Origin of the sequence: Aquimarina sp. EL_43 (genome assembly GCF_943422735.1) — a bacterium.
Lineage (GTDB): Bacteria > Bacteroidota > Bacteroidia > Flavobacteriales > Flavobacteriaceae > Aquimarina > Aquimarina megaterium.
Map to the genome: position 1 here is coordinate 60339 of NZ_CALSBR010000001.1, position 25233 is coordinate 85571.

The following is a 25233-nucleotide window of genomic DNA, read 5'->3' on the forward strand; positions in this document are numbered from 1 at the left end:
GAAAAATCTTAACCTAACGGAATATTAGGTTAAGATTTTTTTTATCTTTGGAGGTAATGTAAAACCGTAATTTCCCAATCCCAATCTAAAAAATGAGTCTATTTAGAAGAATATTTTCCTCAAAATCTAAATCAGACCAAAAGAGTAAAGAACGTCACTTAGATGATCGCAGTAAATATATGCCAGAAATCGATCTACCGATTGATGAAAGCTTTATGATAAATTTTAAAAGAAACGGTGGTAAGTTTCTTTATTGTGATGATGAAAATGAAGTCTCTGATTCTTTTGACAAGATTCTTTTGGAAAATGATTGGTATGAGAAAGACGTATGTTGTTTTGATATTGCTTTAGAACATAAATTCTCTGGTTTCAATCTAAATTATGTTAAAAGCTTTTCTGCTTCTTTCTTTTTTGCTACTTGTGAATATTTAATTGCAGATAACGGATCTATATTAGTATCCTCGAACCAACTTAGAGAGAAAAAACTTACCGAGCTTCCTGATAATTTTGTAATCTTAGCTGCTACCAGTCAACTAGTTAAAAGTATTGGCGAGGGATTAAAAGGTATAAAAAATAAAAACAAAAATTCTATTCCTTCTAACATTACTACAATCAAAGATTTTGAACCGCAAAAAGAAAAGGATTTCTTAAGCTATGGAAATAGTTCAAAAAATTTATATTTGCTGCTGCTGGAAGATTTATAATATGAAGGAACTGCTTACAAGATCTTTATCGGGGCTTTTATATGTCTCTATTTTACTACTATGTATATGTATCAATAGATATACCTTTATTGGGATCTTTTTGGTTTTTGGAGTAATTGCTATATATGAATTTCAAAAATTAATTTATCTTAGAAATAAAAGATTGTATGTAATATTTATTATCCTCTTGGCGGTGTTAAACATATTTCAGGATAAGCTATATTTTTATCTTATTCTCCCTGTTTTAACTCTTACCATTATCACAGAATTGTTTTTGGTAAAAGATTTAGTTACGATTCGTATTATCCCAATGTTCGAGAAACGAAAATATCATACCAGTATTTTTTATCTAATCACTTCTATCGTGTTTTTAACTCTTGTACCTTATTATACAGGAGAGTATCAACCTTTCATTATTGCGGGAGCATTTTTAATCACTTGGGTCAATGACACTTTTGCTTATTTGGTGGGTAAAAATTTTGGAAAACATAAATTATTAGAACGAATATCTCCAAAAAAGACTATAGAAGGGTTTATCGGAGGGTTTATTTTCTCATTATTAGCGGGATATTTAATCGCCATATTCACCAATACTTTATCCATAGGCATTTGGTTGATTATAAGCATAATTATGAGTATTTTTGGAACTCTGGGAGACTTAATCCAATCTAAGTTCAAAAGACAGGCTGGAGTTAAAGACAGTGGCACTATAATGCCAGGTCACGGCGGCATATATGACAGATTAGATAGTGTTATATTTGCCAGCCCATTTTTATATGCATTTTTACAAATATTAAAGCATGTTTCATAAAGAAGGATATAAAATAATATCGGTAGCACTTGTATTATTTCTAGGCATTAATTTGGCCTCATACGTAGCTATTCAGATCGATGAATGGCAAATCGCTATATTTTCGGTTACATTAGTATTTCTGATCTTAATTTTGCAATTTTTCAGAAATCCTAAAAGGCATACAACAGTAAATGATAGTACTGTAGTTGCACCTGTTGATGGAAAAGTAGTAGTTATCGAAGAAGTATTCGAAAAAGAGCATTTTAAAGACAATCGTTTACAGGTTTCAATTTTTATGTCTCCGGTAAATGTTCATGTAACACGTCATCCAATAAATGGCGAAGTTATTTTTAGCAAATACCATCCTGGTAAATACCTTGTAGCCTGGCACCCTAAAGCTTCTGAAGAAAATGAAAGAACTACCGTTGTCGTAAAAAATAATAGTATAGAAGTACTTTATCGACAAATAGCAGGAGCACTTGCAAAAAGAATTGTAAATTATGCTAAGGAAGGAGAAAAGGTAGTTCAAGGTTCTGATAGCGGTTTTATTAAGTTTGGATCAAGAGTAGATGTATATTTACCTATAGGAACCGATGTAAATGTTACTTTAAATCAAAAAGTAAAAGGAGGAGAAAGTGTTATTGCTAATCTTTAATCATGACCGAAGAAGAATTAAATATCGCCTTCGATAACGCATATGAGCGCGCCTGCAATACTAAAATACAATTGCCTCCCGATATCATGCTTCATTTCTATGCATATTACAAAAGAGCAACGCATACAGAAGGTTTTTTTACCCCATCAGGAGACAGTGAGCTTAGAAATGCATTTAAATTAAATGCATTTTTTCAAGCAAAAAACCTTACCCCAAAAGAAGCTAAAGAAAAATACATAGAATTGGTAAATAAATATATTATCGACTAATAAAAAAGGCCTTGATTTGATCAAGGCCTTTTTTATGAATCAAACTATCTATCTAATTATGTAAGCTCTTTAGACTTGATTTTATAGTAGCAATTTTAGCTTCAGCATCAGCTTGTTTCTTTTTTTCATTAGCAATAACCTGCTCTGGTGCATTGTTTACAAAACGCTCATTTTGTAATTTTTTCTGAACAGATTTCAAGAAACCTTCTGTATACGATAACTCATCGGTCAACTTTTTAATTTCTTCCTCTACATTTATTGCTCCAGAAATCGGAATAAAATATTCATTAGATTTCACTCTAAAAGAAAGTGCTCCTTCAACCTTTTGATCTACATAATTTAATGTCGACAGGTTTCCGAGCTTACTAATTACCGGATCAAAAGTAGAACTATTGTTTTCGCTATTCAATACAGATAATTCGATGGTTTCTTTAAACGCTATATTTTTCTCCTTTCGTATTGTTCTAATTCCAGAAACCACATCTGCTGCAATCTCAAATTCTGCAATCAAACTTTCATTAACAACTTGTGATGCTGGCCAATTGGCAATAATTAATGCTTCTTCTGGTGTTCTATCTGTGATCTGTTGCCATATTTCTTCAGAAATAAAAGGAACAAAAGGGTGTAAAATCTTTAAATTGTCTTCTAAGATTTTGATTATCTCCCGGTAAGTTTTACCATCAATAGGACTACCATAAGCAGGTTTAACCATCTCTAACAACCAGCTACAGAAATCATCCCATACTAATTTATAGGTTGTCATTAAGGCATCACTAATACGATATTTTGCATAGCTATCTTCTAGCTCTAACAATGCTTTTTGAAATTTTGAGGCATACCATGCTATTGCCATAGCCGAAGCTTCTGGTTGATCTATAGTATTATCAACCTCCCAACCAAGAATAAGTTTAGAGGCATTAAATATTTTATTAACAAAGGCACTACCTTGCTTACACAAGTCTTCATCAAACATTAAATCATTTCCTGCAGGAGAACTTAACAACATTCCTACTCTAATACCATCTGCTCCATATTGGTCAATTAAATCTAATGGATTTGGAGAATTACCTAAAGATTTAGACATCTTACGGCGTTTTTTATCTCTTACAATACCAGTAAGGTATACATTGGTAAAAGGTTTTTCTCCTCGATATTCATATCCAGCAATAATCATACGTGCCACCCAAAAGAATAAGATTTCTGGGGCAGTAACCAAGTCATTAGTAGGATAATAGTAATTAATCTCTTTATTATCTGGCTCCAAAATACCGTTAAAAACACTCATAGGCCACAACCAGGAAGAAAACCAGGTATCCAAAGCATCAGGATCCTGAGTAAGATCTGCATTAGTTAACTCTGTATTCCCTGTTTTTTCTTTGGCCAAAATCAAAGCCTCTTCTTTACTTTCTGCTACCACAAAATCTTCCTTACCATCTCCATAGAAATATGCCGGAATTTGATGTCCCCACCATAACTGGCGTGAAATGTTCCAATCTCTAACATTTTCCATCCAGTAACGATAGGTATTTATAAATTTTTCGGGAACTAGGTTTACCTCTTTATTCAAAACAGAATCTAAGGCTGGTTTAGCCAGGTCTTTCATTTTTAAGAACCACTGATCACTTAATTTTGGTTCGATCACAGCTTTGGTACGCTCACTAGTCCCTACTTTATTAAGGTGTGTTTCTGTTTTTGCAAGTGCTCCAATATGTTCTAACTCCTTTACAATCTCTTTACGAACTACAAAACGATCTTTTCCTTCATACTGTAACCCATAAGAGTTTAAGGTAGCATCATCATTAAAAATATCTATAACTTCTAGATTATGTTTATCTCCCAATGTCTTATCGTTAGGATCATGAGCAGGTGTTACTTTAAGGCACCCGGTACCAAACTCCATATCTACATATTCATCTTCGATTATTGGTATAACACGATTAGCAATAGGCACAATGGCTTTTTTACCTTTAAGATGCGTAAATCGATCATCATTTGGGTTAATACAGATTGCAGTATCTCCCATAATTGTCTCTGGACGGGTAGTTGCAATGGTTAGTATATCTTCTGTACCTTCTATTGCATAATTGAGGTAGTATAAATTACCTTGTTTTTCTTCATAGATCACTTCTTCATCAGACAAGGTGGTCTTAGCTTGGGGATCCCAATTTACCATTCTATACCCACGATAAATCAATCCTTTATTATACAGATCTACAAAAACCTTAATTACAGATGCCGACAAGTTGTCATCCATTGTAAAAGCAGTACGTTCCCAATCACAAGAAGCTCCTAGTTTTTTTAACTGTTCCAGGATAATTCCTCCATGCTTATGGGTCCATTCCCAGGCATGTTCTAAAAACTCTTCTCTGGTAAGATCGTTTTTATCAACCCCTTCATCTTTTAGCTTAGCAACAACTTTAGCCTCTGTTGCTATCGAAGCATGGTCTGTTCCCGGTACCCAACACGCATTATACCCTTTTAAACGAGCTCTACGGATTAACACATCCTGAATTGTATTGTTAAGCATATGTCCCATATGCAAAACACCAGTAACATTTGGCGGTGGAATAACAATAGTATACGCTTCTCTTTCATCAACCTCTGAGTGAAAATAGTTATTTTCCATCCAGTAGGCATACCACTTTTCTTCTATCGATTTTGCATCGTATTTTCCTGCTAAAGACATACTTTGGTCTGATTTTTGAATTAAGAAGTGCAAAAGTACTTATTAAAGTATGAAGTACGAAGTTAGAAATATGAAAATTTAAAAAAAACCTGAGTAATGAAATTAAATATTGTGGCTATAAAAATATAATAGTTTATATCATACACTATATGAAATTTTCTAACCTCACACCTCTAGCTTCTGACCTCTTACTTTTGGGTATCATTTTGCAGTTGAATAAAAAGTAAGTACTTTTACGTTTAACAAAAACCTACATCATGAAAAAAATAATGATAATTTTATTTATTGGTTTTCTTGGCACAACCTTATATGCACAGGATACTAATAAAGCGCAAATAAAATTTAAATCCGAAGTTGTTGACTATGGCGAAATCGCCAAAGGTAGTGACGGTGTTCGTCAATTTGAATTTACAAATACAGGAAATGCTCCTTTAGTTATCTCCAGAGTATATTCAAGCTGTGGATGTACCATTCCTAAAAAACCAGAGCAACCAATTGCTCCTGGAGCATCTGGTGTTATCGAAGTTAAATACGATACCAAAAGAGTGGGACCAATTCGTAAAACTATTACAGTAACATCTAATGCAGGAGATACTCCTACAATGGCTATAAAAATTAAAGGAACTGTCCTTGATAAAAGTGTTTTAGAAAAGAAAAACTAGAACTCGTATAATTAATCGTATTAAAAAAGGATACTCTAGAGTATCCTTTTTTATTTTTAAATTACTTTTTTAAGTGAGAAATTATAACTTATTTCTATCCCTAATCGTTCTATTTTCATCTTAATTCTCCTTCCTTCTTCAAAATAAAACATATCATTGAGATCAGAAAGTTTATACCTATATGCGTTTTTACCGTTCACTTGCAAAATAACATCTCCTTTTTTTAAACCAGCAAGATCAGCTGGCGAATTAGGTCTAACATCCAAAATTTCGTACTTGGGCTGAAGAATAAAGTTATTTGTCAACTCAATTGTTTTTTGGTTTACCAATTTATTTAATCCCAAATACACTCTATCTTCTTCTTTATAATTTTTTACTGCTGTAAAACCTGTATGCTGAATAGTAAGCCCACTCATATTATAATGAAAAGGTTTATTAAAAAAACTATTCTTTTTAAAAGATATTTTCTGACGGGTATAATCTAAAATAAGATTAAACCTCCTTAGAATATTTCCTCCTAATGACCCTTGCCTGTTATTTAAAGATATCCCTTGTATATAGATAGAATCCGGAAATGAGGCTGTTACCTCCTTCATTTTAAAATCACCAATATGGAGTTCTTTAATTTTAGTTTTTTCACCATAAATATCTCCACTAAAACCTTTACCCAAAAAATCTCTAAAGGAATTCTCACCAGCATATATCCCTTTTTCTTTATTCTCAAATAACCATAAAGAAGAACCAGAACCCGAATCTAACAAAAGATTGATATCGATCAACCCCTTAGCAGATTCATATTGAGCCGTAATAAAGGGTCTTTTCTTTTTTTCTCTAAAATCAATTTTGGTTTGGTAGCACTTTTTACACTTTTTGTAAGTATACGACCCTGGATTATACATTTTTATATACTGCTTTGAATAATTAATATCCAAAACAAAGTTTTTAATAAAATCATGACCTATAATCCCATGTACAGGAAATCCCATTCTGGGAGAAAAATTAATTGACTCATCCAAAACCAGGTAAATCTTGTGATTAGTACTAACAGCATCACCTATCCTTACTTCGTTATTAATAGATTTTATTGCCTCTACGGGTTCATTATCGCCTAACCCTCTAAGGTAAATTTTTGATGCATTCTTAAGTTCTAAGGAGCTTTTATTATCTACGCTAAATATAATTGTTGACCCTACGCCAGTATCTAAAATAAAGGAAAGTTCGACACCATTTACAACAACAGGAACAACAATGAGGTTGTTTGATAATTCAAATTTAATCTTATCACTTTTTTTCCCAATAGGTAATTGGAAGCTTTCTTGGGCAAAAAGAGCTGTACTAAAGATCAGAAATAATACTAAAATCTTACTTTTAAAAAAATGACAAAAATCTAGTGATAAAATCTTCATTACTCTAAATATAAAAAATATACTTGAAAAACCTACAAACTAAATAGGGATTTACAAATTCGAATACGTTATTCTTCTGTTAGATAACCTTTTTTAAATAGAATTTGCACTTTATTTCTACTCCTAATCGTTTTATTTTTATCTTAATCTTTTTACCTTCTTCAGAAGAAAATAAATTATTAAGATCCGAAAGTTTATATTTATAGGCATTTATTCCATTCACCTGTAAAAGAATATCTCCTTTTTTTAAACCAGCAAGATCAGCCGGTGAACCAAGTCTTATATTTGAAATCTCATATCTGGGCTTAAGTACAAGATTATTTGAAATCACCAATTTTTGTTCACTTACAATATTATTTACTCCTAAATAAGCTTCATTTTTTTCTGTATAAGATTCTTTTTTTATACCATTAATATCATAATCATTTATGGTAGTATAACCTCTATGCTGAATAGTAATTCCGCTCATATTGTAATAAAATGGTTTACTATAAAAGCTATTCTTTTTAAACGATATTTTCTGACCAGGATAATCTATAATAAGGTTAAATCTATGTAAAACATCACCGCCTAACGATCCTTCTCTGTCATCGAGAGACATTCTCTGGGTGTAAATAGAATCTGGAAAAGAAGCTTTTACTTCTTTCATTTTAAAATTACCAATATAAAACTCTTTGATTTTAGTTTTTTGACCATATACATCTCCATTAAATCCTTTACCCAAAAAATCTCTAAACGACTTTCTGGTTATTCGAATACCTTTTTTAACATCTTTAAACAACCATAAAGAAGACCCAGAACCTGAGTCCAGCAAAAGATCAACATCAATCAATCGATTTTCAGACATGTATTTTGCAACTACAAATGGTTTTTTATTTCCATCTCTTAAATCAAGTTTAGCCTGATAGCATTTTCTACATTTTTTATACACATAAAATTCTGGTTTATATATTTTTATGTATTCTTTGGTATAATTAACATCAAAAACAAAATCTTTAAAAAAATCATAACCGATAACTCCATGTATAATAATCCCCATTCTGGGCGAAAAATTAATTGATTTATCCAAAACCTTATAAATGGTATGATTAATACTTAGCGCATCACCAATCGTGATAACATTATTAACCGTTCGCATCGCTTCTACCGGGTCATCATTACCTAATCCTCTAAGCTGAATCTTTGAAATATTTTTATGTTTCAGAGAAATAGTATCATCAACACTAAAAACAATTGTAGAACCAATACCAGTATCTAGAATAAAAGAAAGCCTGGTATCGTTTACAACAACAGGAATAACAATTAGATTATTGATTAATTGAAACTTAATCTTAGTGCTGTTCTGTTTAAAAGGTAATCTGAAATCATTTTGAGCATGAAGAACAAAATTGAAAAGTAAAAATATCATTAAAAGCCTACCTTTCATAAAACAACAAAATTAAGTCATAGAAGCTTGATCGCATTAAATATAAAAAAATAGTTAAAAAAACATCTCAATTACACCCCTATTCCTAAAATATTTAAGAAATTTACCGCTATTTTATTTTTTTAAATCAGATCAGATGCCAATAATATCGCATAAAGGCAAAGCTATGCCCGAATCACCAATTCGAAAATTGGTGCCTTTTGCAGAAAAAGCTGCAAAAGAAGGTAAGCATATTTACCATTTAAATATCGGTCAACCAGATATAAAAACACCGATTGAAGCCATGGATGCCATACGAAACCACAAATTAGACATTTTAGCGTATAGCCACTCTGCCGGATTTGAAAGTTTTAGAAATAAATTAGCCGACTATTATGCAAAACACAATATTACGGTATCTTCTGATGAAATTTTGGTCACTACCGGAGGTAGTGAAGCATTAATTTTTACTATGGGTAGTATTACAGATCCTGGTGATGAGATTATAGTTCCCGAGCCTTTTTATGCAAATTATTATAGTTTTTCGACACAATCTACTGTTAAGGTAGTTCCTGTTATATCTAAGATAGAAAACGGATTCGCATTACCATCAATTGCAGAGTTCGAAAAATTGATTACGAAAAAAACCAAAGCCATACTGATCTGTAACCCCGGTAATCCAACAGGTTACCTTTACAGCAAAGAAGAAATAAAACAATTAGCAGAACTTGCTATCAAGTATGACTTATTTTTGATTTCTGATGAAGTGTATCGAGAATTTGTATATGACGACTCAGAGCATTACTCTATTTTACAAGAAAAAGGTCTTGATGAATATGCCATTATTGTAGATTCTGTCTCTAAACGATACAGTATGTGTGGAGCCCGTATTGGATGTATGATAAGTAAAAACAAAAGTGTAATGGAAACTGCTATGAAATTTGCACAAGCACGACTAAGCCCTCCTACTCTTGCGCAAATTGCTAGTGAAGCAGCTTTAGAAGCGCCAGAATCCTATTATACAGAAACAGTTGAAAAATACAAATTAAGGAGAGATACCTTGGTTGCAGGACTTAGAGAAATCCCAGGAGTAAAAGTAGGAGTTCCCAAAGGTGCTTTTTACTGTATTGCCGAATTACCAATCGAAGATGCTGATCATTTTGCACAATGGCTTCTAGATGAATTTGATTTAGATAAACAAACTATTATGGTGGCACCAGCTTCTGGATTTTATTCGGGACCTAACAAGGGGAAAAATCAAGTAAGAATAGCATATGTTCTAAATCGAAGAGATCTTAAAAAGGCAATTGAAATATTAAAAATAGCTCTTGAAAAATACAATAATCAATGAAGCGAACATTAAAAAATTAAACCTATTTTCCCAAAAGGAAATGTTTAAGATTTTTAATGAGAGAACGTAGTGATTTGCACATGTTCTCAATTTTATAATTAATTTATCATCAAATAATTACTAAAATTTAAATGTGTGAAAATTGAATATAATAAATCCTTAAAAAAATACAATACTTTCGGGATTGATGTCGTTGCAGCAGAATTTGCAGCTATTACATCAGAAGCCGAACTTGATACAATGCTCTTAAAAAATAATAAAAATCCACTTTTTATTTTGAGCGGCGGGAGCAATATGCTGTTGACAAAAAATCTAGATATGTTAGTGTTGCATATTGCCATAAAAGGAATTACAGTTATAGAAGAATCAGACAAGTATGTATCTGTATCTGTAAATGCAGGAGAAAACTGGCATGATTTTGTACAATACTGTATCAAAAATAATTATGGAGGCTTAGAAAATTTATCTCTAATTCCCGGGTATGTTGGTAGTGCTCCTATTCAAAATATTGGTGCTTATGGTGTAGAACTTAAAGACACAATGACAAGTTGTGAAGCAATCAATATCAATACCAGAAAGAAACATATCTTTTCAAATAAAGATTGCAAATTTGGATATCGTAATTCTATTTTTAAAAACGAGGTAAAAGGTGAATATATAATCACCAAAGTCACTTTTAGATTAACAAAAAAAGAACATACTCTTAATACAAGTTATGGTGCTATAGAAAATGCCTTGATAAATGGGGGAATTACCCAACCCACAATTAAAGACGTTTCTGAAGCAGTGATTGCTATACGAAAAAGCAAACTTCCGGATCCCTCACAAATAGGAAACAGTGGTAGTTTTTTTAAGAATCCTGTTGTTGATGTTAAACATTTTACCAGGCTTCAAAAGACATATCCTAACATTCCTTTTTATAAAATAGATGAAGAACATATTAAAATTCCGGCAGGCTGGCTGATCGAACAATCTGGTTTTAAAGGAAAACGTTGGGGTGATGCAGGAGTGCATAAAAAACAAGCTTTGGTTTTAGTAAACTACGATAATGCCTCTGGAAATGAAATTTTGAATGTATCTAAAAGAATTTTAACCAGCATAAAAGAAAAATTTGATATTCTTCTGGAAACTGAAGTTAATATTATATAATACAATATTGAGATATTAATAAAGATATCTAATCAAAAAAAGCTAATATTAATCAAGAATTGACACATTATTCTTAATTTTTTGTTTAATAGCTTCTTAGCCATACATTCTTTGTATCTTTGTAATCAATTTTGATTTTTTATATTATTATGAAGCTTTTATTACTTACAATTGTTTTATTACTATTAGCATTTGGTGGTATCGCAATTAAACTATGGGCGAAAAAAGATGGTAAATTTGCTGGTACATGTGCAAGTCAAAGTCCGTTTTTAAATAAAGATGGTGAATCATGTTCTCTTTGTGGTAAGACTCCGGATCAATACTCAAGTTGTAACGAAGAAAAACACACTAAATAGTTTCTTATCGATTATCTATTTCACTCAAAAATAATGTATTGAAAAAAGAAGACTCTATCCTTTTAGAAGATCATATTAAAAAAGCTAAAGAAGGGAAACAAATATCTTTTAATTATCTTCTTGATACTTTTTGGAATGATGTTTACAATTTTCAGTTAAAAAAAACTCAGGATGAGTACGAAGCTGAGGACATTACTATACAAAGTTTTTCTCGAGCATTTGATAAAATTAACACGTTTAAAGAAGAATACAACTTTAAAACATGGCTGATTCAGATCTCAAAAAACATACATATAGATCTATTGCGAAAAAAAAATGCTTCAATACAGTCCAAAACCACAACACAAGTAGATGATGCCGTATATAAAATTATCGACCATAACCCAACCCCAGAAGATAAGCTAATTACCGAGCAAAATTTAGCTCAATTACTACTCTACATTAAACAATTAAAACCTAATTACCAAAAAGTAATTAATCTAAGATATTTTCAGGAATTGAGTTATAAAGAAATTGCTGATCATCTCAATGAACCTATAAACAATGTTAAAGTAAAGTTATTGAGGGCCAGAAAACTACTTTCTGAAATAATTACCAATGCAAAACACTAATTTATAAACGAAAAACTATCGCAAGGTAAAAGAAGTAAACCTTTTGATAACACTATATAATGGATCAATCCATTTGTCGTTGATCTTTTTATCGTATTTCACAAACTTTTGTATCAATCCTTTTGGCGCAGAAATCTCTTTTTCTATAGCAGTGATATTAATATACTTCTGGTTATTAAGCAACCATTTTTCTACACGCTTTCGATTGTTTTTTGTTTTTTTAAGACTTATCAATTCTTCGGGCATGATTTTTTCTCTTTATCACATGAGATAACTGTCAAATTCAAAAAAAATTTTACGTTAACTTAATTTTAACCTGATGTTAAGACTTTGTATGGATATGGTTTTACTGTAAGGAGAAATCTACAGAAACTATAGCTCTTGTTCTCCTTTAATATCACGTAGTTTAACAATGTACTTCTTTTTCAAAATCAAGATGCCTTTTATAACGATGTATTAACTTTATTCAAAACTTCATCTTAATCTAAGCTTTCTTTGTATTTTTGCTAAAAATGTTGCTTGTATGAATAACAATGTTGCTAGTGTAGCACCTCCTAAAGGAAAACCAAAATGGTTACGTGTTAAACTTCCTACGGGAAAGAAATACACAGAGCTTCGGGGATTAGTAGATAAATATAACTTACATACTATTTGCACCTCAGGAAGCTGTCCTAATATGGGGGAATGCTGGAGTGAAGGAACTGCTACCTTTATGATATTAGGTAATATATGCACCCGTTCCTGTGGTTTTTGTGGCGTTAAAACCGGAAGACCAGAAACTGTAGATTGGGAAGAACCCGAAAAGGTAGCTCGATCTATAAAATTGATGAAGATAAAACATGCTGTTATTACATCTGTAGATAGAGATGATTTGTTAGATGGTGGGTCAATTATCTGGGCAGAAACTATTCAAGCTATTCGCAGAATGAATCCAGAAACTACACTAGAAACACTAATTCCGGATTTTCAAGGAAAAACAAAAAATATAGATAGAATCATTACAGTAAAACCAGAGGTTGTTTCTCATAATATGGAAACTGTAAAGAGATTAACTCGGGAGGTTCGCATCCAGGCCAAATATGAGCAAAGCTTACAAGTATTAAAATACCTTAAAGAAAATGGTATTGAACGTACAAAAAGTGGAATCATGTTAGGACTTGGTGAAAAAGAAGAAGAAGTGATACGAACACTAAGCGACCTTAGAACAGTAGGTTTAGATATCGTTACAATAGGGCAATATCTGCAACCAAGTAAAAAACATCTTCCTGTAAAACAATTTATAACTCCGGATCAGTTTAAAAAATATGAAGAAATAGGTTTAGAAATGGGATTTAGGCATGTAGAAAGTAGTGCCTTGGTAAGATCTTCATATAAAGCTCAAAAGCATTTAACTTAATCCAAAAACAGTAGTAAGGATTTAATGAATACACCTATTAGAATTGCCATCAACGGTTTTGGAAGAATAGGCCGTAACTTGTTTAGATTATTAATTAATCATCCTAGTATACAAGTTGTAGCAATAAACGATCTCGCCGACTCAAAAACCTTAAGTCACCTTCTTAAGTATGATAGTATACATGGTATTTTATCTTATGAGGTATCACATACCAAAGATCATATTATAGTACAAGATGTATCAATACCATTACTTAATGAAAAAGATCCCGAACATTGCAACTGGAAAAAATATGATGTAGACATTGTTATCGAATCAACGGGAAAATTTAAAACCAGGCCTGATGCAGAAAAACATCTTAAGGCTGGAGCAAAAAGAGCTATCCTATCTGCTCCTTCTATAGAAGATAGTATAAAAACTATCGTCATAGGCGTAAATGATCATATACTTGATGGGTCAGAGACTATCTTATCTAATGCTTCTTGTACCACAAACAATGCAGCACCAATGATCAAGGTAATTAATGATTTATGCGGAATTGAACAAGCTTACATCACCACAGTACATAGTTATACTACTGATCAAAGTTTACATGATCAACCACATAGGGATTTAAGACGGGCACGAGCCGCAAGTCAATCTATAGTACCTACAACAACTGGCGCAGCAAAAGCACTAACAAAAATTTTTCCCGAACTAAGTGATGTAATAGGAGGATGTGGTATAAGAGTCCCTGTCCCAAATGGATCACTCACAGATATTACCTTTAATGTTAAAAGACAAACTTCTATTGAAGAAATTAATAACGAATTTAAAAAGGCCTCTCAAACCAGCTTAAAAGGCATCTTGTCATACACAGAAGATCCAATCGTATCTGTTGATATACTTGGCAATCCGTACTCTTGTACGTTTGATTCTTTAATGACTTCTGTGATAGGAAAAATGGTAAAAATCATAGGTTGGTATGACAATGAAATAGGATATAGTAATAGAATAATTGATTTAATTATTAACATTTGTAAGAAATAACTATCTTAGTTGAGATATTTCAGAGGAAAATGCCAACCCAAATCAAATATTTTATAGCGCAATTTTTACTTATTTGTTGTTTTTTTGGTTCTGCACAAACGACTGAGCTTTCAGAAAACAATCAAATGAAAGACTCTATTGAGAGCTATTTGATGAATGCTTCACAATCTATTGATCAAACTAGATTAGAAACTGCACTTTCTAATATTATCAACGCAAAAGAACTTGCTTTACAACAACAAAATAAAACCTATATAGCAAAGACCAATATGGTGCTTGCTAAGCTATACCGCGAATTGGGGGATCTAAAAAAAGCTGAAGAGCAAATCCTAGATGCTATTGCTTTTCAGAATGAAACCAATGACGAATTTATGCTTGTTTCCTCATATAGTATATATGGATCAATTGCCACAAAGCTTGGAAAATTTAAAACAGCATTAAAATCCCTTCAAAACGCGTTAGCAATAGCCAAAAAAAATGATTACAAAAATCAGGAAGGACCTATAAAATTAAATCTTGGACTTTTAGCTCTCGCTCAAGAAAAACCCAAATTGGCTATACAACACTTTAACAGCGGGCTTCCTATCATCAATTCATTTGATCAGTATTATTTCAAAGCAAAACTCTATACAAATAAAGCTAGAGCACAGTTATCAATGAACCAACCTGATGAAGCCATGAAAACCAATGATTTGGCTATGCAAATTGGTGAAGATATGGGATATGCAGAAATACAGTCAGAATGTTTCGAACTGTATAGCCAGATATATGAACGAAAAGAAGATTATCCTGCTTCTCTTAAGAATCTTAGAGCGCACGAAAAAATAAAAGATGCTCTTTTTAACACCAATAAAGAAATTATAGCTCAGGAAGCAGGTGCAAAACTAAATCTAAATGAAAACAATGTTCTAATAGAAGAGTTAACAGAAGAAAACATACAACAACAAAGGTCATTAAAATTAGGACGACTTACTACCATACTAAGTATTGCTTTAATAACAATATTATCTCTTTTAACGCTTTCTCTTTATAAAAATAATAACCTAAGAGCCAGAGCAAATGAATTATTACAAAATAAAAATACAGAACTTATACTGGCAAAAGAGAATGCAGAAAGAGCTAGTGAAGCCAAAGTTCAATTCCTTTCTACAATAACACACGAGTTAAGAACACCATTATATGCTGTCACAGGATTAACGCATTTGTTACTCGAAGAAAGCCCTACACCTAATCAAAAAGAGCATCTTAATTCTCTCAAATTCTCTGGAGAATATCTTTTGTCACTAATTAATAATATTCTGGATCTCAATAAACTTGAAGCTAACAAAGTAGAACTAGAAAACACATCATTCAATTTAAAAAAACGAATAAACGATGTATTAATAGCGCTGGGCAAATCTGCTAAAGACAGAAATAATAATTTACATTACGAATTTGATGAGTCTATCCCAGCTAAACTTAAAGGAGACCCACTTAAAGTTTCTCAAGTCTTAATTAACCTTATCGGAAACTCTATAAAGTTTACACAAAACGGAGATATTTGGATACGAGTAAAACCAATTAATCGAACCGATAATAAAGTCTCGCTTAGTTTTGAAATCGAAGATAACGGAGTAGGAATATCAGAAAAAAAGCAACTTAGTATTTTTGAAAACTTTACTCAAGGTTCTGTACAAATTAATAGAAAATTTGGTGGTACGGGCTTAGGACTATCAATAGTAAAGAATTTATTATCCTTAATGGATAGTGAGATCAAACTAGAAAGTGAATTAGGCAAGGGATCAAAATTTTTATTTGATCTTAAATTCGAAGTTTTTGAAGACAAAAGCACCAACTATACTGAAGAAGCTAAGAAAATTGATTACAGCATAATGATCGACAAACATATACTGGTGGTCGAAGACAATAAAATCAATCAACTAATTACGAGAAAAATCTTAGAAAAGAATGAGATAAAATGTGATGTTGCCGATAATGGTGATATTGCAGTAAATAAAACAAAAGAAAACGCTTTTGATCTTATTCTTATGGATATCCATATGCCAGGAATCAGTGGAATTGAAGCCACCAAACAAATTAGAAAATTTAATAAAGAAATTCCAATTATAGCATTAACAGCCGTTACCCTAGATGATAATCTGGATGAGTTCTACGATAATGGATTTAATGACATCATACCAAAACCATATAAAACTGAAGAGTTTTTCACAAAACTCCACAAAGCATTGGTAAAAAAACAAGCCACTGCTTAGTGATTTGGCATGGCTTTTGAGAAACAAAGGTTAACCGAGTTTATAAATAAACTTATTTGAGTTAGCCAGAATTAAAAAACAAGATCCTACTATAGGATCTTATTTTTTTTCAATAAACTTCAATATTTTATCATCAAAAGAAGAAGCTCCTTCTACAAACCTTACTCCTATCGGCTGGTACCATAATTTCTCTTCAGAAATATTCGAAGCTAATCTCACATAATCTTTTTCTGTCGTAATAATAAATTCAAGACCATTTAATTTATCTAATTCAGTATCGGTAAAATTATGATGATCAGGAAAACTAATATGATCAAATGTTAACCCTAAAGAAGTATAATAATCTAATAAAGGAGTAGGATTAGCTATACCAGTCACCAAAGTAAAATGAATAGTTTGTAAGGAACCGATTGGTTTTGTTCCAGAAATATTTACGATATCATTTCCATAATCGATAGTAGTAAAAAACAAATCTTGATTGGGTTTTATCGCAAGTTTATCTGTAATTCTTTTTCTTTCTTCAAAAGACAATGGATTAGGACATTTTGTAACTACAACAATATCAGCTCGATCAGCCCCTTTTTTTGGTTCCCTTAAATTTCCTGTAGGCAAAACAATATCATTACAGTAAAGATCATAATATGCAGTAAGCAAAATATAGAATCCTGCTTTTACCTTACGATGTTGATAAGCATCATCTAATAAAATTACTTCCGGTTCGGGTGTTAATGATCTTAAATTAGAAATTCCACTACGCCGATCTGCATCTACCGCTACAACAACATCTGTAAATTTTCTTTTAAACTGAAGTGGTTCATCTCCTACTTGTTTTGCCGTAGAAGAAGTAGCAACCAGCTTAAATCCTTTGGTTTCTCTTTTATATCCCCGACTAAGTGTTGCTAATGACACCTTATCTTTAAGCAAAGTAATTAAATATTCTACCATCGGTGATTTACCTGTTCCTCCTACACTAAGATTCCCTACTGCTATTATCGGAAAGGTATATGTCGTAGATTTTTTAATCCCCAGATCATACAATTTATTTCTCAACCAAGTAATCAAATAATAAAAAGGAACAAAAGGTAAAAGTATTTTTCGCAGTAAATTCACACGTTTAAAATTTTCAATATATCAGTGCAACAAAAGTATAAAACGAAACTTTGATTATTGATAAAAATTTTTTTACATTCAATTTTTATTCAAAAACATATTATAATGCAAATAAAAGAGGTTATACAGCATCTTGAAACTTTAGCTCCAATCACATACGCAGAGGATTTTGATAATGTTGGTTTATTGGTTGGTAGTCGTGAAACTGTAGTAACAGGGATTTTGGTAACCCTGGATACTCTCGAAAACATAGTAGATGAAGCAATAGAAAACGACTGTAATCTCATTATAAGTTTTCACCCTATCGTATTTAAAGGACTCAAAAAATTTAATGGCAGTAACTATGTAGAGCGAGTAGTAATGAAAGCTATTAAAAATGACATTGCCATTTTTGCTATTCATACAGCACTAGACAATGCGATACACGGAGTAAATAATATGATATGCGAGCAATTAGGACTTCTAAATCGCAAAATTCTTATCCCGCAAAGCGGAAATATAAAGAAATTAATCACCTTTGCTCCTACTACTGAAGCCGAAGTATTACGCAACAAGCTATTTGAAGCCGGAGCAGGAAGCATTGGTAATTATGATAATTGTAGTTTTTCTTCTGAAGGAACAGGAACATTTAGAGCTTCTGATACTGCAAACCCATCAATTGGTGAAATCGGAAAAACACATCGCGAAAAAGAAACTCAGATTCAAATTACATACCCCAAACATTGTGAAGGTAAAATCCTTAAAACTCTTTTTGAAAATCATTCTTATGAAGAAGTAGCCTATGAAATTACCACTCTTGAAAATAAAAATCAAAATATTGGGATGGGTATGATTGGGGAGCTTCCAAACCCGGTAGAAGAGCTCGATTTTTTAAAACACATCAAAAATATTTTTAAAACCGGATGTGTACGACACTCAGCATTACTAAACAAGCCTATCAAAAAAGTAGCTGTTCTTGGCGGTAGTGGTAGTTTTGCTATTGCCAATGCACATCGAGCAGGTGCAGATATTTTTATCACTTCAGATCTAAAATATCATCAATTTTATGAAGCCGAAGGAAGGCTAATATTAGCCGATATTGGCCACTATGAGAGCGAACAATACACAAAAAACCTAATTGTTAGTTATCTTAGAAAAAAAATCAGTAATTTTGCAATCATTTTATCGGATAAAAACACCAATCCTATTCAATACATATAAAATATGGCAAAGAAAGAAGTTACTGTTGAGCAAAAATTAAGAGCACTATATGACTTGCAATTAATAGACTCTAGAGTTGATGAGATCAGAAACGTACGCGGAGAATTACCTTTAGAGGTTGAAGATCTTGAAGATGAAGTAGCCGGATTAAACAAAAGATTAGAAAAGCTAAACAATGATCTTGAAACTATCGCCGAAGGTATTAGTAACAAGAAAAATCTAATTGAAGAAGCTAAAGCATTAATCAAAAAATACGGAGAGCAACAAAAAAATGTTCGCAATAATCGCGAGTACAATTCACTTAGTAAAGAAATTGAATTCCAGGAATTAGAAATTCAATTAGCAGAAAAGCATATCAAGGAACACAAAGCTCAGATTGTTCAAAAAAATGAGATCATCGATCAGACCAAAACAAAACTTGGAGAACGTAACTCTCATCTTTCTCACAAAAAAGGAGAGCTTGATGCTATTTTAGCTGAAACTGAAAAAGAAGAACAAGCTTTAATCTCTAAATCTGAAGATTACCAAAAAGAGATCGAAGAACGTTTAATCAATGCTTACAAAAGAATACGTAGTAATGTAAAAAACGGACTTGCTGTTGTGCCAATTGAACGTGGTGCTTCTGGAGGGTCGTTCTTTACCATTCCGCCGCAAGTACAGATGGAAATTGCTTCTCGCAAGAAAATCATCACAGATGAACACAGTGGTCGAATTTTAGTTGACCAAGAACTTGCAAAAGAAGAAAAAGAAAAAATGAATGCACTTTTTGCAAAACTATAATAAATACTAGTTTAACAACATATAGCCTCAGTTTTACTGAGGCTTTTTTGATTGCACAAACAATGAATCATATCCTCATCATAGGCTTTGTTTGGCCAGAACCCAATTCTTCGGCAGCAGGAAGCAGAATGATGCAGCTTATAGCACTATTCGAAGCTCAAAACTGGAAAATCACCTTTGCCAGCCCCGCAGCAGAAACAGAGCGCATGGTAAATCTCGAAAACACAAACATCACTAAAGCAACAATAGAGCTTAACAATTCTAGTTTTGATGATTTTATCAAAAAACAACAACCAGACATAGTGATGTTTGATCGATTTATGACTGAAGAACAGTTCGGATGGAGAGTCACAAAATATTGCCCTAATGCATTAAAAATATTAAACACAGAAGACCTACATAGTCTTAGAAAAACCCGGCAAGAATTATTTAAAAGCAATGCAACTTTTAACAACGACGCTCTTTTATCTAGTGACATTACAAAACGAGAGATTGCAAGCATATATCGATGCGATCTATCCCTAATTATTTCTGATTTTGAAATAAAACTTCTTAAAGAGATCTTTAAAATAAATGAAGACTTATTATTCTATTTACCTTTTCTGTTTGACTCCATCACTACAGAGATAAAAAAAATATGGCCAGAGTATAAAAACAGAAAACACTTTGTTACTATAGGAAATTTTCGCCATGAACCAAATTGGAATAGTGTGTTATACCTTAAAGAAGTTATTTGGCCATTAATCAGAAAAGAGCTTCCAGAAACAGAACTGCATATCTATGGATCATACCCTCCTCCTAAAGCAACACAACTACACAATCCAGAAGAAGGGTTTCATATTAAAGGATGGGCAAAAAGTGCAACAGAAATAATGTCGCAAGCCCGCGTTTGCCTTGCCCCTTTGCAATTTGGAGCAGGAATTAAAGGAAAACTCGCAGAGGCCATGCTTTGTGGCACACCAAGCGTAACCACCTTTATAGGGGCAGAAGGAATGCTCGATGAAGAAGCCGATTGGAACGGTTTTGTTATCGATGACCCTTCAAAATTTGCCAAAGCAGCCATAAGATTATATAATAACGAAAGCCTCTGGCAACAATCACAACAAAACGGAATAGAGATTACAAATACACGGTTTCAGAAAAAAAAGTTCTGTACCCCGTTTCTCAATCAGGTTTCTAAACTTCAAAAAAACCTTAATAAACATCGTACCAAAAACTTTATCGGTAGCATACTACAGCATCATACACTACGAAGCACCGAATTCATGTCTAGATGGATAGAAGAAAAAAACAAAGCTTAGTGAGCTCGCATTACAAAACAACACTACCCCCTCCTCCCTGTAACTTATTGTAAATCAATTAATAAAATTGAAAAACAGGGGAAATCCCCCTTTTATTAGAATAAAAATATCTCTAATTTTACTTTACCAACAAAATTAATTTTAGGAGGAATCAGAAAACCCTTTAACAGAGTACGAACAACTAGTACTGGTTTCTATTACTATATAAATTTGATCGAAACTAGTATAAATCTTAAAACCTTATGAAAAAATTCACACTAACCATCTTGGCGAGTTTTATGTTACTATTATTCTCATCTTGTGAAAAAGAAGTTAACACTACAATCGAAACTCAGGAAGTAATTACCCAGGAAGATATCATTGGAATCAAGAGATCCGAAATACCTGATGACATTAAACTCGATTATCACGAAAAATATGGTGTTATACGAGCAGATGAATACCCTATGGAGCGTAGAGGTACAGAAATCACCTTAGAAACATTTTTAGAAAAAGCAAATCTCAAAAAAGATGATTTTGCCGATTACAGAATCACCGAAAGACAATTTTCTGGAATTGGACTAGCTGAACATCGAATAAACGGGGAAGTAATTCAGGTACATCACGAATACAAAAACGAACCTGTAACTGTTTTTGAAGGAGTTACACATGAAGGCAAAAGAGTAACAATAATCATCATTATTGTCTGTTCTAATGGACTTGTTATTATAATTATTCTCTAAACTTCTAAAAAAACAGCAATTCTGAAAATAAATAAAAAATCAGGAGTGACACCATAACATATCACTCCTGATTTTAATATTATAATAAAAGTACCGCTACTTAAAGTGCAGCTACGTGTTTTGCTAATTGTGATTTCAAGTTAGCAGCTTTATTCTTATGAATAACATTATTCTTAGCTAACTTATCAAGCATAGAAACAACTGTAGGAAACAAAGTCTCTGCTTCTTTCTTATCAGACTCACGTAATTTTTTTATAGCATTACGTGTAGTTTTATGCTGATACCTGTTTCTAAGACGTTTTGTCTCGTTACTTCTGATTCTTTTTAATGCTGACTTATGATTTGCCATCTCTCTTCTATTAAATTTCTTACTATAAAATTTGTAGCCCGTAGGGGAATCGAACCCCTCTTACCAGGATGAAAACCTGGCGTCCTAGCCGATAGACGAACGGGCCATTTTCCCTTTTCAAGGATTGCAAATTTATAGCTTTCACTTTAAATTTGCAATTAATTTCATTATTGTAGCCCGTAGGGGAATCGAACCCCTCTTACCAGGATGAAAACCTGGCGTCCTAGCCGATAGACGAACGGGCCATGTTGTCTAATTGCGGATGCAAAAATACAACTATTTTTTAATGCTGCAAGTGTTATTTTATTTTTTTCTAAAACCCTTAATAAGCCTTAGCAAATAACACTCTCATTTTTGATGGCTTATCACTATAAACACAGCTCCCTTCCTCTTCTTTTGCATCAAAAGGAATACATCGTATTGTAGCTTTAGTAAGCTCCTTTATCTTTTGCTCTGTCTCTGCAGAACCATCCCAATGTGCCGAAATAAACCCTCCTTTATTCTCCAAAACATCTTTAAACTCATCAAAAGAATTTACTTCTGTAATATGTTCATCCCTATATTGAGTTGCTTTTTGATGTAAACTTTCCTGAATCTCTACAAGCAACGACTCTATTGTTTCAACAACTTCATCTTTAGCAACAAATTGTTTTGTTAATGTATCACGGCGAGCAAGTTCTACAGTTCCTTTTTCTAAATCCTTAGGTCCAATTGCAATCCTAAGAGGAACTCCTTGTAATTCATACTGAGCAAATTTAGCTCCTGGCCTATGCGTATCTCTATTGTCAAACTTAACAGAAATTCCTTTAGATCGTAAGTCAGTGACCAATGCATTAGCAACTTCAGAAATTTGATTTAACTGCTCTTCTCCCTTATATATAGGAACAATTACTACTTGAACAGGAGCCAAATTAGGTGGTAAAACCAAACCATTATCATCGCTATGAGTCATAATTAAAGCACCCATCAAACGAGTCGAAACTCCCCATGAAGTAGCCCATACATAATCTAACTTGCCTTCTTTTGACGTAAATTTTACATCAAATGCTTTTGCAAAATTCTGCCCTAAGAAGTGCGAAGTACCTGCCTGTAAAGCTTTTCCATCTTGCATTAGCGCTTCAATACAATATGTATCTTCTGCTCCAGCAAAACGCTCACTCTCTGTTTTTCTTCCTCTTATTACAGGAATAGCCATAAATTGCTCTGCAAAATCCGCATATACATTATTCATTTGCTCTGTTTCTGCAATTGCTTCCTGCCTTGTAGCATGAGCTGTATGCCCTTCTTGCCATAAAAACTCTGCAGTTCGAAGAAATAGCCTAGTACGCATTTCCCACCGCACTACATTAGCCCACTGATTCACCAACAAAGGCAAATCTCTATATGATTGTATCCATCCTTTATATGTATTCCAAATAATAGCTTCAGAAGTTGGACGTACAATCAACTCTTCTTCTAACTTAGCTTTAGGATCTACAATAAGCTTAGAACTATCTTCTGGGTCAGTTTTTAATCTATAATGAGTAACTACTGCGCATTCTTTAGCAAACCCTTCTGCATTTTTTTCTTCTGCTTCGAATAAGCTTTTAGGCACAAATAATGGAAAATAAGCATTTTGATGCCCTGTTTCTTTAAATTTTTTATCTAATTCTGCCTGCATTTTTTCCCAAATAGCATACCCATACGGCTTAATCACCATACACCCTCTTACTGCCGAATTCTCGGCCAGGTCGGCCTTAACGACCAATTCGTTATACCATTTTGAATAATCTTCACTACGCTTTGTTAAATTCTTACTCATAAACTTCTATTTGGCACAAATGTTGTGGCTCTGTTAAATATAATTTAGTTAGCGCAAAACTAACTAAATTTGTAATGTTCAACAATAAAATAAGAAGATATGCGACTTAAAAATTATTTTCAGAGAAGTGGAGCTTTAGGTTTTTTACTTTTAGCAGCCATCCTTATGTTGACGTCTTGTGGTTCGTATGAATACACTCCTTATAGAGATGGTATTTATGGCGACGCGGCAAGCCAAAAAAACATTGAGACCCAACCTAATAATACAGATAAAAAATCTAATTATTATTCTAGCTATTTTTCTGAAAAATCTGCACAAATCGATACCGCAATTGAGGAAGATGCAATTTTTACCGATATTGATTCTTATTCTAGCGAAGGTTATGATGCTGCAGATACTACTGCTACTGCATTAAACTATGAAGTTGGACAACCAGCATGGGGCAGCAACCCTACAGAAATCAGCGTTAACCTTTACAATACTGGTTGGAATAACTGGGGTCCTGGATGGGGATGGAATGGATGGTACGGTAATGGATGGGGATGGAATGCAGGATGGGGATGGAACACCGGATGGGGATGGAATGGTCCTGGATGGGGATTTGGCTGGGGTAACCCTTATTGGTATGGTGGTTACTATTGCCCTCCTTATTATGGAGGTTATGCGGGATATTACAGAGGATATTATCGCCCTTACTATAACAGGTATCCATATTATGGAAGATCTCGTTACAGAGCATACAACAGGAGTGCAAGAAACTCTTATGCTTACTCTACCAGAAGTCGCAGAGCATATAATAATTCAAAATACAGCACAAGGTCACGAAGATCTTCAACTTACAGCAGAAGCAGACAAGGATATAGCAACAGAAGAGTTGATGCTGCCAGAAGAACACGATCTTCATCAAACAACTATTATAACAGATCCGGATCTTCAAATAATACGTATTCTCGTTCAAGATCATCTTCGGTAGGCAGAAGTAATTCGACAAGATACACTAGACCAGCAACAACGACAAGATCCAGAAGTAATTCAACAAGAAGCAGAGGATACTCTCCTTCGTCGAATAATTCTTCAAGAAGTAGAAGTTCTGGGTATTCAAGAAGTAGTGCGCCTCGTAGCAGTGGGTATTCACGATCAGGAAGTAGTAGCAGGTCTAGAAGTAGCGGAAGTCGTGGTGGTAGCAGAAGCAGAAGTCGCGGAAGAAATTAAAAAACTTAATTCAAACTTATAAACCAATTGTTAG

Annotated in this window: 24 protein-coding genes and 2 tRNA genes; 17 read left to right on the forward strand and 9 right to left on the reverse strand. The window is 33.0% G+C overall.

Annotation, left to right across the window (positions count from 1 at the left end):
* Positions 1-92 precede the first annotated feature (92 nt).
* The 4 genes from NNL09_RS00315 to NNL09_RS00330 are packed head-to-tail and all read left to right on the forward strand — an operon-like array spanning position 93 to position 2421.
* Complete coding sequence (locus NNL09_RS00315) at positions 93-704, forward strand: LUD domain-containing protein (protein ID WP_025666716.1); 612 nt, start codon at positions 93-95, stop codon at positions 702-704.
* 1 nt (position 705) lies between these two features.
* Positions 706-1515, forward strand: a complete 810-nt coding sequence (locus NNL09_RS00320) for a phosphatidate cytidylyltransferase (RefSeq protein WP_196910590.1) — start codon at positions 706-708, stop codon at positions 1513-1515.
* Positions 1505-2152, forward strand: coding sequence for a phosphatidylserine decarboxylase family protein (locus NNL09_RS00325; protein ID WP_025666714.1), 648 nt, complete (start codon positions 1505-1507; stop codon positions 2150-2152). The genes NNL09_RS00320 and NNL09_RS00325 overlap by 11 nt, the downstream gene beginning before the upstream one ends.
* Positions 2153-2154: 2 nt before the next feature.
* Positions 2155-2421 (forward strand): acyl-CoA-binding protein, encoded by a 267-nt coding sequence (locus NNL09_RS00330; RefSeq protein WP_025666713.1) that lies wholly within the window; start codon positions 2155-2157, stop codon positions 2419-2421.
* Between the two features lie 52 nt (positions 2422-2473).
* On the opposite strand, the gene NNL09_RS00335 is transcribed toward NNL09_RS00330, so the two are convergent.
* Positions 2474-5107: a valine--tRNA ligase gene (locus NNL09_RS00335; RefSeq protein ID WP_196910591.1), complete on the reverse strand. Its 2634-nt coding sequence runs from the start codon at positions 5105-5107 to the stop codon at positions 2474-2476.
* A 257-nt stretch (positions 5108-5364) separates the two neighbouring features.
* Between NNL09_RS00335 and NNL09_RS00340 the strand changes: the two genes are divergently transcribed.
* Positions 5365-5769, forward strand: coding sequence for a DUF1573 domain-containing protein (locus tag NNL09_RS00340; RefSeq protein ID WP_025666711.1), 405 nt, complete (start codon positions 5365-5367; stop codon positions 5767-5769).
* A gap of 56 nt (positions 5770-5825) precedes the next feature.
* Here the strand turns inward: NNL09_RS00340 and NNL09_RS00345 are convergent, their stop codons facing one another.
* Positions 5826-7175: an aspartyl protease family protein gene (locus NNL09_RS00345; protein ID WP_025666710.1), complete on the reverse strand. Its 1350-nt coding sequence runs from the start codon at positions 7173-7175 to the stop codon at positions 5826-5828.
* Positions 7176-7254: 79 nt separating this feature from the next.
* Positions 7255-8601, reverse strand: a complete 1347-nt coding sequence (locus tag NNL09_RS00350; protein WP_254514199.1) for an aspartyl protease family protein — start codon at positions 8599-8601, stop codon at positions 7255-7257.
* Positions 8602-8737: 136 nt separating this feature from the next.
* On the opposite strand from NNL09_RS00350, the gene NNL09_RS00355 reads away from it, so the two are divergent.
* The 4 genes from NNL09_RS00355 (at position 8738) to NNL09_RS00370 (ending at position 12047) form a co-directional block, all read left to right on the forward strand.
* Positions 8738-9931, forward strand: coding sequence for a pyridoxal phosphate-dependent aminotransferase (locus NNL09_RS00355; protein WP_025666708.1), 1194 nt, complete (start codon positions 8738-8740; stop codon positions 9929-9931).
* A gap of 135 nt (positions 9932-10066) precedes the next feature.
* Positions 10067-11080: a UDP-N-acetylmuramate dehydrogenase gene (gene murB / locus NNL09_RS00360; protein WP_196910593.1), complete on the forward strand. Its 1014-nt coding sequence runs from the start codon at positions 10067-10069 to the stop codon at positions 11078-11080.
* Between the two features lie 149 nt (positions 11081-11229).
* Complete coding sequence (locus NNL09_RS00365; RefSeq protein ID WP_025666706.1) at positions 11230-11436, forward strand: hypothetical protein; 207 nt, start codon at positions 11230-11232, stop codon at positions 11434-11436.
* Positions 11437-11474: 38 nt separating this feature from the next.
* Positions 11475-12047 (forward strand): RNA polymerase sigma factor, encoded by a 573-nt coding sequence (locus NNL09_RS00370; protein ID WP_025666705.1) that lies wholly within the window; start codon positions 11475-11477, stop codon positions 12045-12047.
* 15 nt (positions 12048-12062) lie between these two features.
* Here NNL09_RS00370 and NNL09_RS00375 read toward each other — a convergent pair whose 3' ends face one another.
* Positions 12063-12293 carry a hypothetical protein gene (locus NNL09_RS00375; protein WP_025666704.1) on the reverse strand — a complete coding sequence of 77 codons (231 nt, stop codon included), beginning with the start codon at positions 12291-12293 and terminating at the stop codon, positions 12063-12065.
* 277 nt (positions 12294-12570) lie between these two features.
* Here NNL09_RS00375 and lipA point away from each other — a divergent pair, with 277 nt between their 5' ends.
* The 3 genes from lipA to NNL09_RS00390 are packed head-to-tail and all read left to right on the forward strand — an operon-like array spanning position 12571 to position 16724.
* Positions 12571-13443: a lipoyl synthase gene (gene lipA, locus NNL09_RS00380; protein WP_196910594.1), complete on the forward strand. Its 873-nt coding sequence runs from the start codon at positions 12571-12573 to the stop codon at positions 13441-13443.
* Between the two features lie 24 nt (positions 13444-13467).
* Complete coding sequence (gene gap / locus NNL09_RS00385) at positions 13468-14472, forward strand: type I glyceraldehyde-3-phosphate dehydrogenase (protein WP_196910595.1); 1005 nt, start codon at positions 13468-13470, stop codon at positions 14470-14472.
* Positions 14473-14501: 29 nt separating this feature from the next.
* Positions 14502-16724, forward strand: coding sequence for a response regulator (locus NNL09_RS00390; RefSeq protein WP_025666701.1), 2223 nt, complete (start codon positions 14502-14504; stop codon positions 16722-16724).
* A 99-nt stretch (positions 16725-16823) separates the two neighbouring features.
* Here the strand turns inward: NNL09_RS00390 and lpxK are convergent, their stop codons facing one another.
* Positions 16824-17834, reverse strand: a complete 1011-nt coding sequence (lpxK, locus tag NNL09_RS00395) for a tetraacyldisaccharide 4'-kinase (protein ID WP_196910596.1) — start codon at positions 17832-17834, stop codon at positions 16824-16826.
* Between the two features lie 105 nt (positions 17835-17939).
* Between lpxK and NNL09_RS00400 the strand changes: the two genes are divergently transcribed.
* From NNL09_RS00400 to NNL09_RS00415, 4 genes are all read left to right on the forward strand, one after another.
* A complete protein-coding gene (locus tag NNL09_RS00400; RefSeq protein ID WP_196910597.1) occupies positions 17940-19034 on the forward strand; it encodes a Nif3-like dinuclear metal center hexameric protein in 1095 nt (364 codons plus the stop codon).
* 3 nt (positions 19035-19037) lie between these two features.
* Positions 19038-19814 (forward strand): zinc ribbon domain-containing protein, encoded by a 777-nt coding sequence (locus NNL09_RS00405; protein WP_025666698.1) that lies wholly within the window; start codon positions 19038-19040, stop codon positions 19812-19814.
* 62 nt (positions 19815-19876) lie between these two features.
* A complete protein-coding gene (locus NNL09_RS00410; RefSeq protein WP_196910598.1) occupies positions 19877-21115 on the forward strand; it encodes a glycosyltransferase in 1239 nt (412 codons plus the stop codon).
* A gap of 242 nt (positions 21116-21357) precedes the next feature.
* On the forward strand, positions 21358-21837 hold the full coding sequence (locus NNL09_RS00415) for a hypothetical protein (RefSeq protein ID WP_152538349.1): 480 nt from the start codon (positions 21358-21360) through the stop codon (positions 21835-21837).
* A 100-nt stretch (positions 21838-21937) separates the two neighbouring features.
* Here NNL09_RS00415 and rpsT read toward each other — a convergent pair whose 3' ends face one another.
* From rpsT to proS, 4 genes are all read right to left on the reverse strand, one after another.
* A complete protein-coding gene (rpsT, locus tag NNL09_RS00420; protein ID WP_024770782.1) occupies positions 21938-22186 on the reverse strand; it encodes a 30S ribosomal protein S20 in 249 nt (82 codons plus the stop codon).
* A 34-nt stretch (positions 22187-22220) separates the two neighbouring features.
* Positions 22221-22292 (reverse strand) — tRNA-Glu (locus NNL09_RS00425).
* A 67-nt stretch (positions 22293-22359) separates the two neighbouring features.
* Positions 22360-22431: transfer RNA gene (locus NNL09_RS00430), tRNA-Glu, on the reverse strand.
* Between the two features lie 77 nt (positions 22432-22508).
* A complete protein-coding gene (gene proS / locus NNL09_RS00435; protein WP_025666695.1) occupies positions 22509-23987 on the reverse strand; it encodes a proline--tRNA ligase in 1479 nt (492 codons plus the stop codon).
* A 99-nt stretch (positions 23988-24086) separates the two neighbouring features.
* Here proS and NNL09_RS00440 point away from each other — a divergent pair, with 99 nt between their 5' ends.
* Positions 24087-25199, forward strand: coding sequence for a hypothetical protein (locus NNL09_RS00440; protein WP_152538348.1), 1113 nt, complete (start codon positions 24087-24089; stop codon positions 25197-25199).
* Positions 25200-25233 lie beyond the last annotated feature (34 nt).

Excerpts from the sequence above, each read along its gene's own strand:
- NNL09_RS00315 (WP_025666716.1), top strand. The coding sequence starts at position 93 with ATGAGTCTATTTAGAAGAATATTTTCCTCAAAATCTAAATCAGACCAA.
- NNL09_RS00320 (WP_196910590.1), top strand. The coding sequence starts at position 706 with ATGAAGGAACTGCTTACAAGATCTTTATCGGGGCTTTTATATGTCTCT.
- NNL09_RS00325 (WP_025666714.1), top strand. The coding sequence starts at position 1,505 with ATGTTTCATAAAGAAGGATATAAAATAATATCGGTAGCACTTGTATTA.
- NNL09_RS00330 (WP_025666713.1), top strand. The coding sequence starts at position 2,155 with ATGACCGAAGAAGAATTAAATATCGCCTTCGATAACGCATATGAGCGC.
- NNL09_RS00335 (WP_196910591.1), bottom strand. The coding sequence starts at position 5,107 with ATGTCTTTAGCAGGAAAATACGATGCAAAATCGATAGAAGAAAAGTGG.
- NNL09_RS00340 (WP_025666711.1), top strand. The coding sequence starts at position 5,365 with ATGAAAAAAATAATGATAATTTTATTTATTGGTTTTCTTGGCACAACC.
- NNL09_RS00345 (WP_025666710.1), bottom strand. The coding sequence starts at position 7,175 with ATGAAGATTTTATCACTAGATTTTTGTCATTTTTTTAAAAGTAAGATT.
- NNL09_RS00350 (WP_254514199.1), bottom strand. The coding sequence starts at position 8,601 with ATGAAAGGTAGGCTTTTAATGATATTTTTACTTTTCAATTTTGTTCTT.
- NNL09_RS00355 (WP_025666708.1), top strand. The coding sequence starts at position 8,738 with ATGCCAATAATATCGCATAAAGGCAAAGCTATGCCCGAATCACCAATT.
- NNL09_RS00365 (WP_025666706.1), top strand. The coding sequence starts at position 11,230 with ATGAAGCTTTTATTACTTACAATTGTTTTATTACTATTAGCATTTGGT.
- NNL09_RS00375 (WP_025666704.1), bottom strand. The coding sequence starts at position 12,293 with ATGCCCGAAGAATTGATAAGTCTTAAAAAAACAAAAAACAATCGAAAG.
- lipA (WP_196910594.1), top strand. The coding sequence starts at position 12,571 with ATGAATAACAATGTTGCTAGTGTAGCACCTCCTAAAGGAAAACCAAAA.
- gap (WP_196910595.1), top strand. The coding sequence starts at position 13,468 with ATGAATACACCTATTAGAATTGCCATCAACGGTTTTGGAAGAATAGGC.
- NNL09_RS00390 (WP_025666701.1), top strand. The coding sequence starts at position 14,502 with ATGCCAACCCAAATCAAATATTTTATAGCGCAATTTTTACTTATTTGT.
- NNL09_RS00400 (WP_196910597.1), top strand. The coding sequence starts at position 17,940 with ATGCAAATAAAAGAGGTTATACAGCATCTTGAAACTTTAGCTCCAATC.
- NNL09_RS00405 (WP_025666698.1), top strand. The coding sequence starts at position 19,038 with ATGGCAAAGAAAGAAGTTACTGTTGAGCAAAAATTAAGAGCACTATAT.
- NNL09_RS00410 (WP_196910598.1), top strand. The coding sequence starts at position 19,877 with ATGAATCATATCCTCATCATAGGCTTTGTTTGGCCAGAACCCAATTCT.
- NNL09_RS00415 (WP_152538349.1), top strand. The coding sequence starts at position 21,358 with ATGAAAAAATTCACACTAACCATCTTGGCGAGTTTTATGTTACTATTA.
- rpsT (WP_024770782.1), bottom strand. The coding sequence starts at position 22,186 with ATGGCAAATCATAAGTCAGCATTAAAAAGAATCAGAAGTAACGAGACA.
- proS (WP_025666695.1), bottom strand. The coding sequence starts at position 23,987 with ATGAGTAAGAATTTAACAAAGCGTAGTGAAGATTATTCAAAATGGTAT.
- NNL09_RS00440 (WP_152538348.1), top strand. The coding sequence starts at position 24,087 with ATGCGACTTAAAAATTATTTTCAGAGAAGTGGAGCTTTAGGTTTTTTA.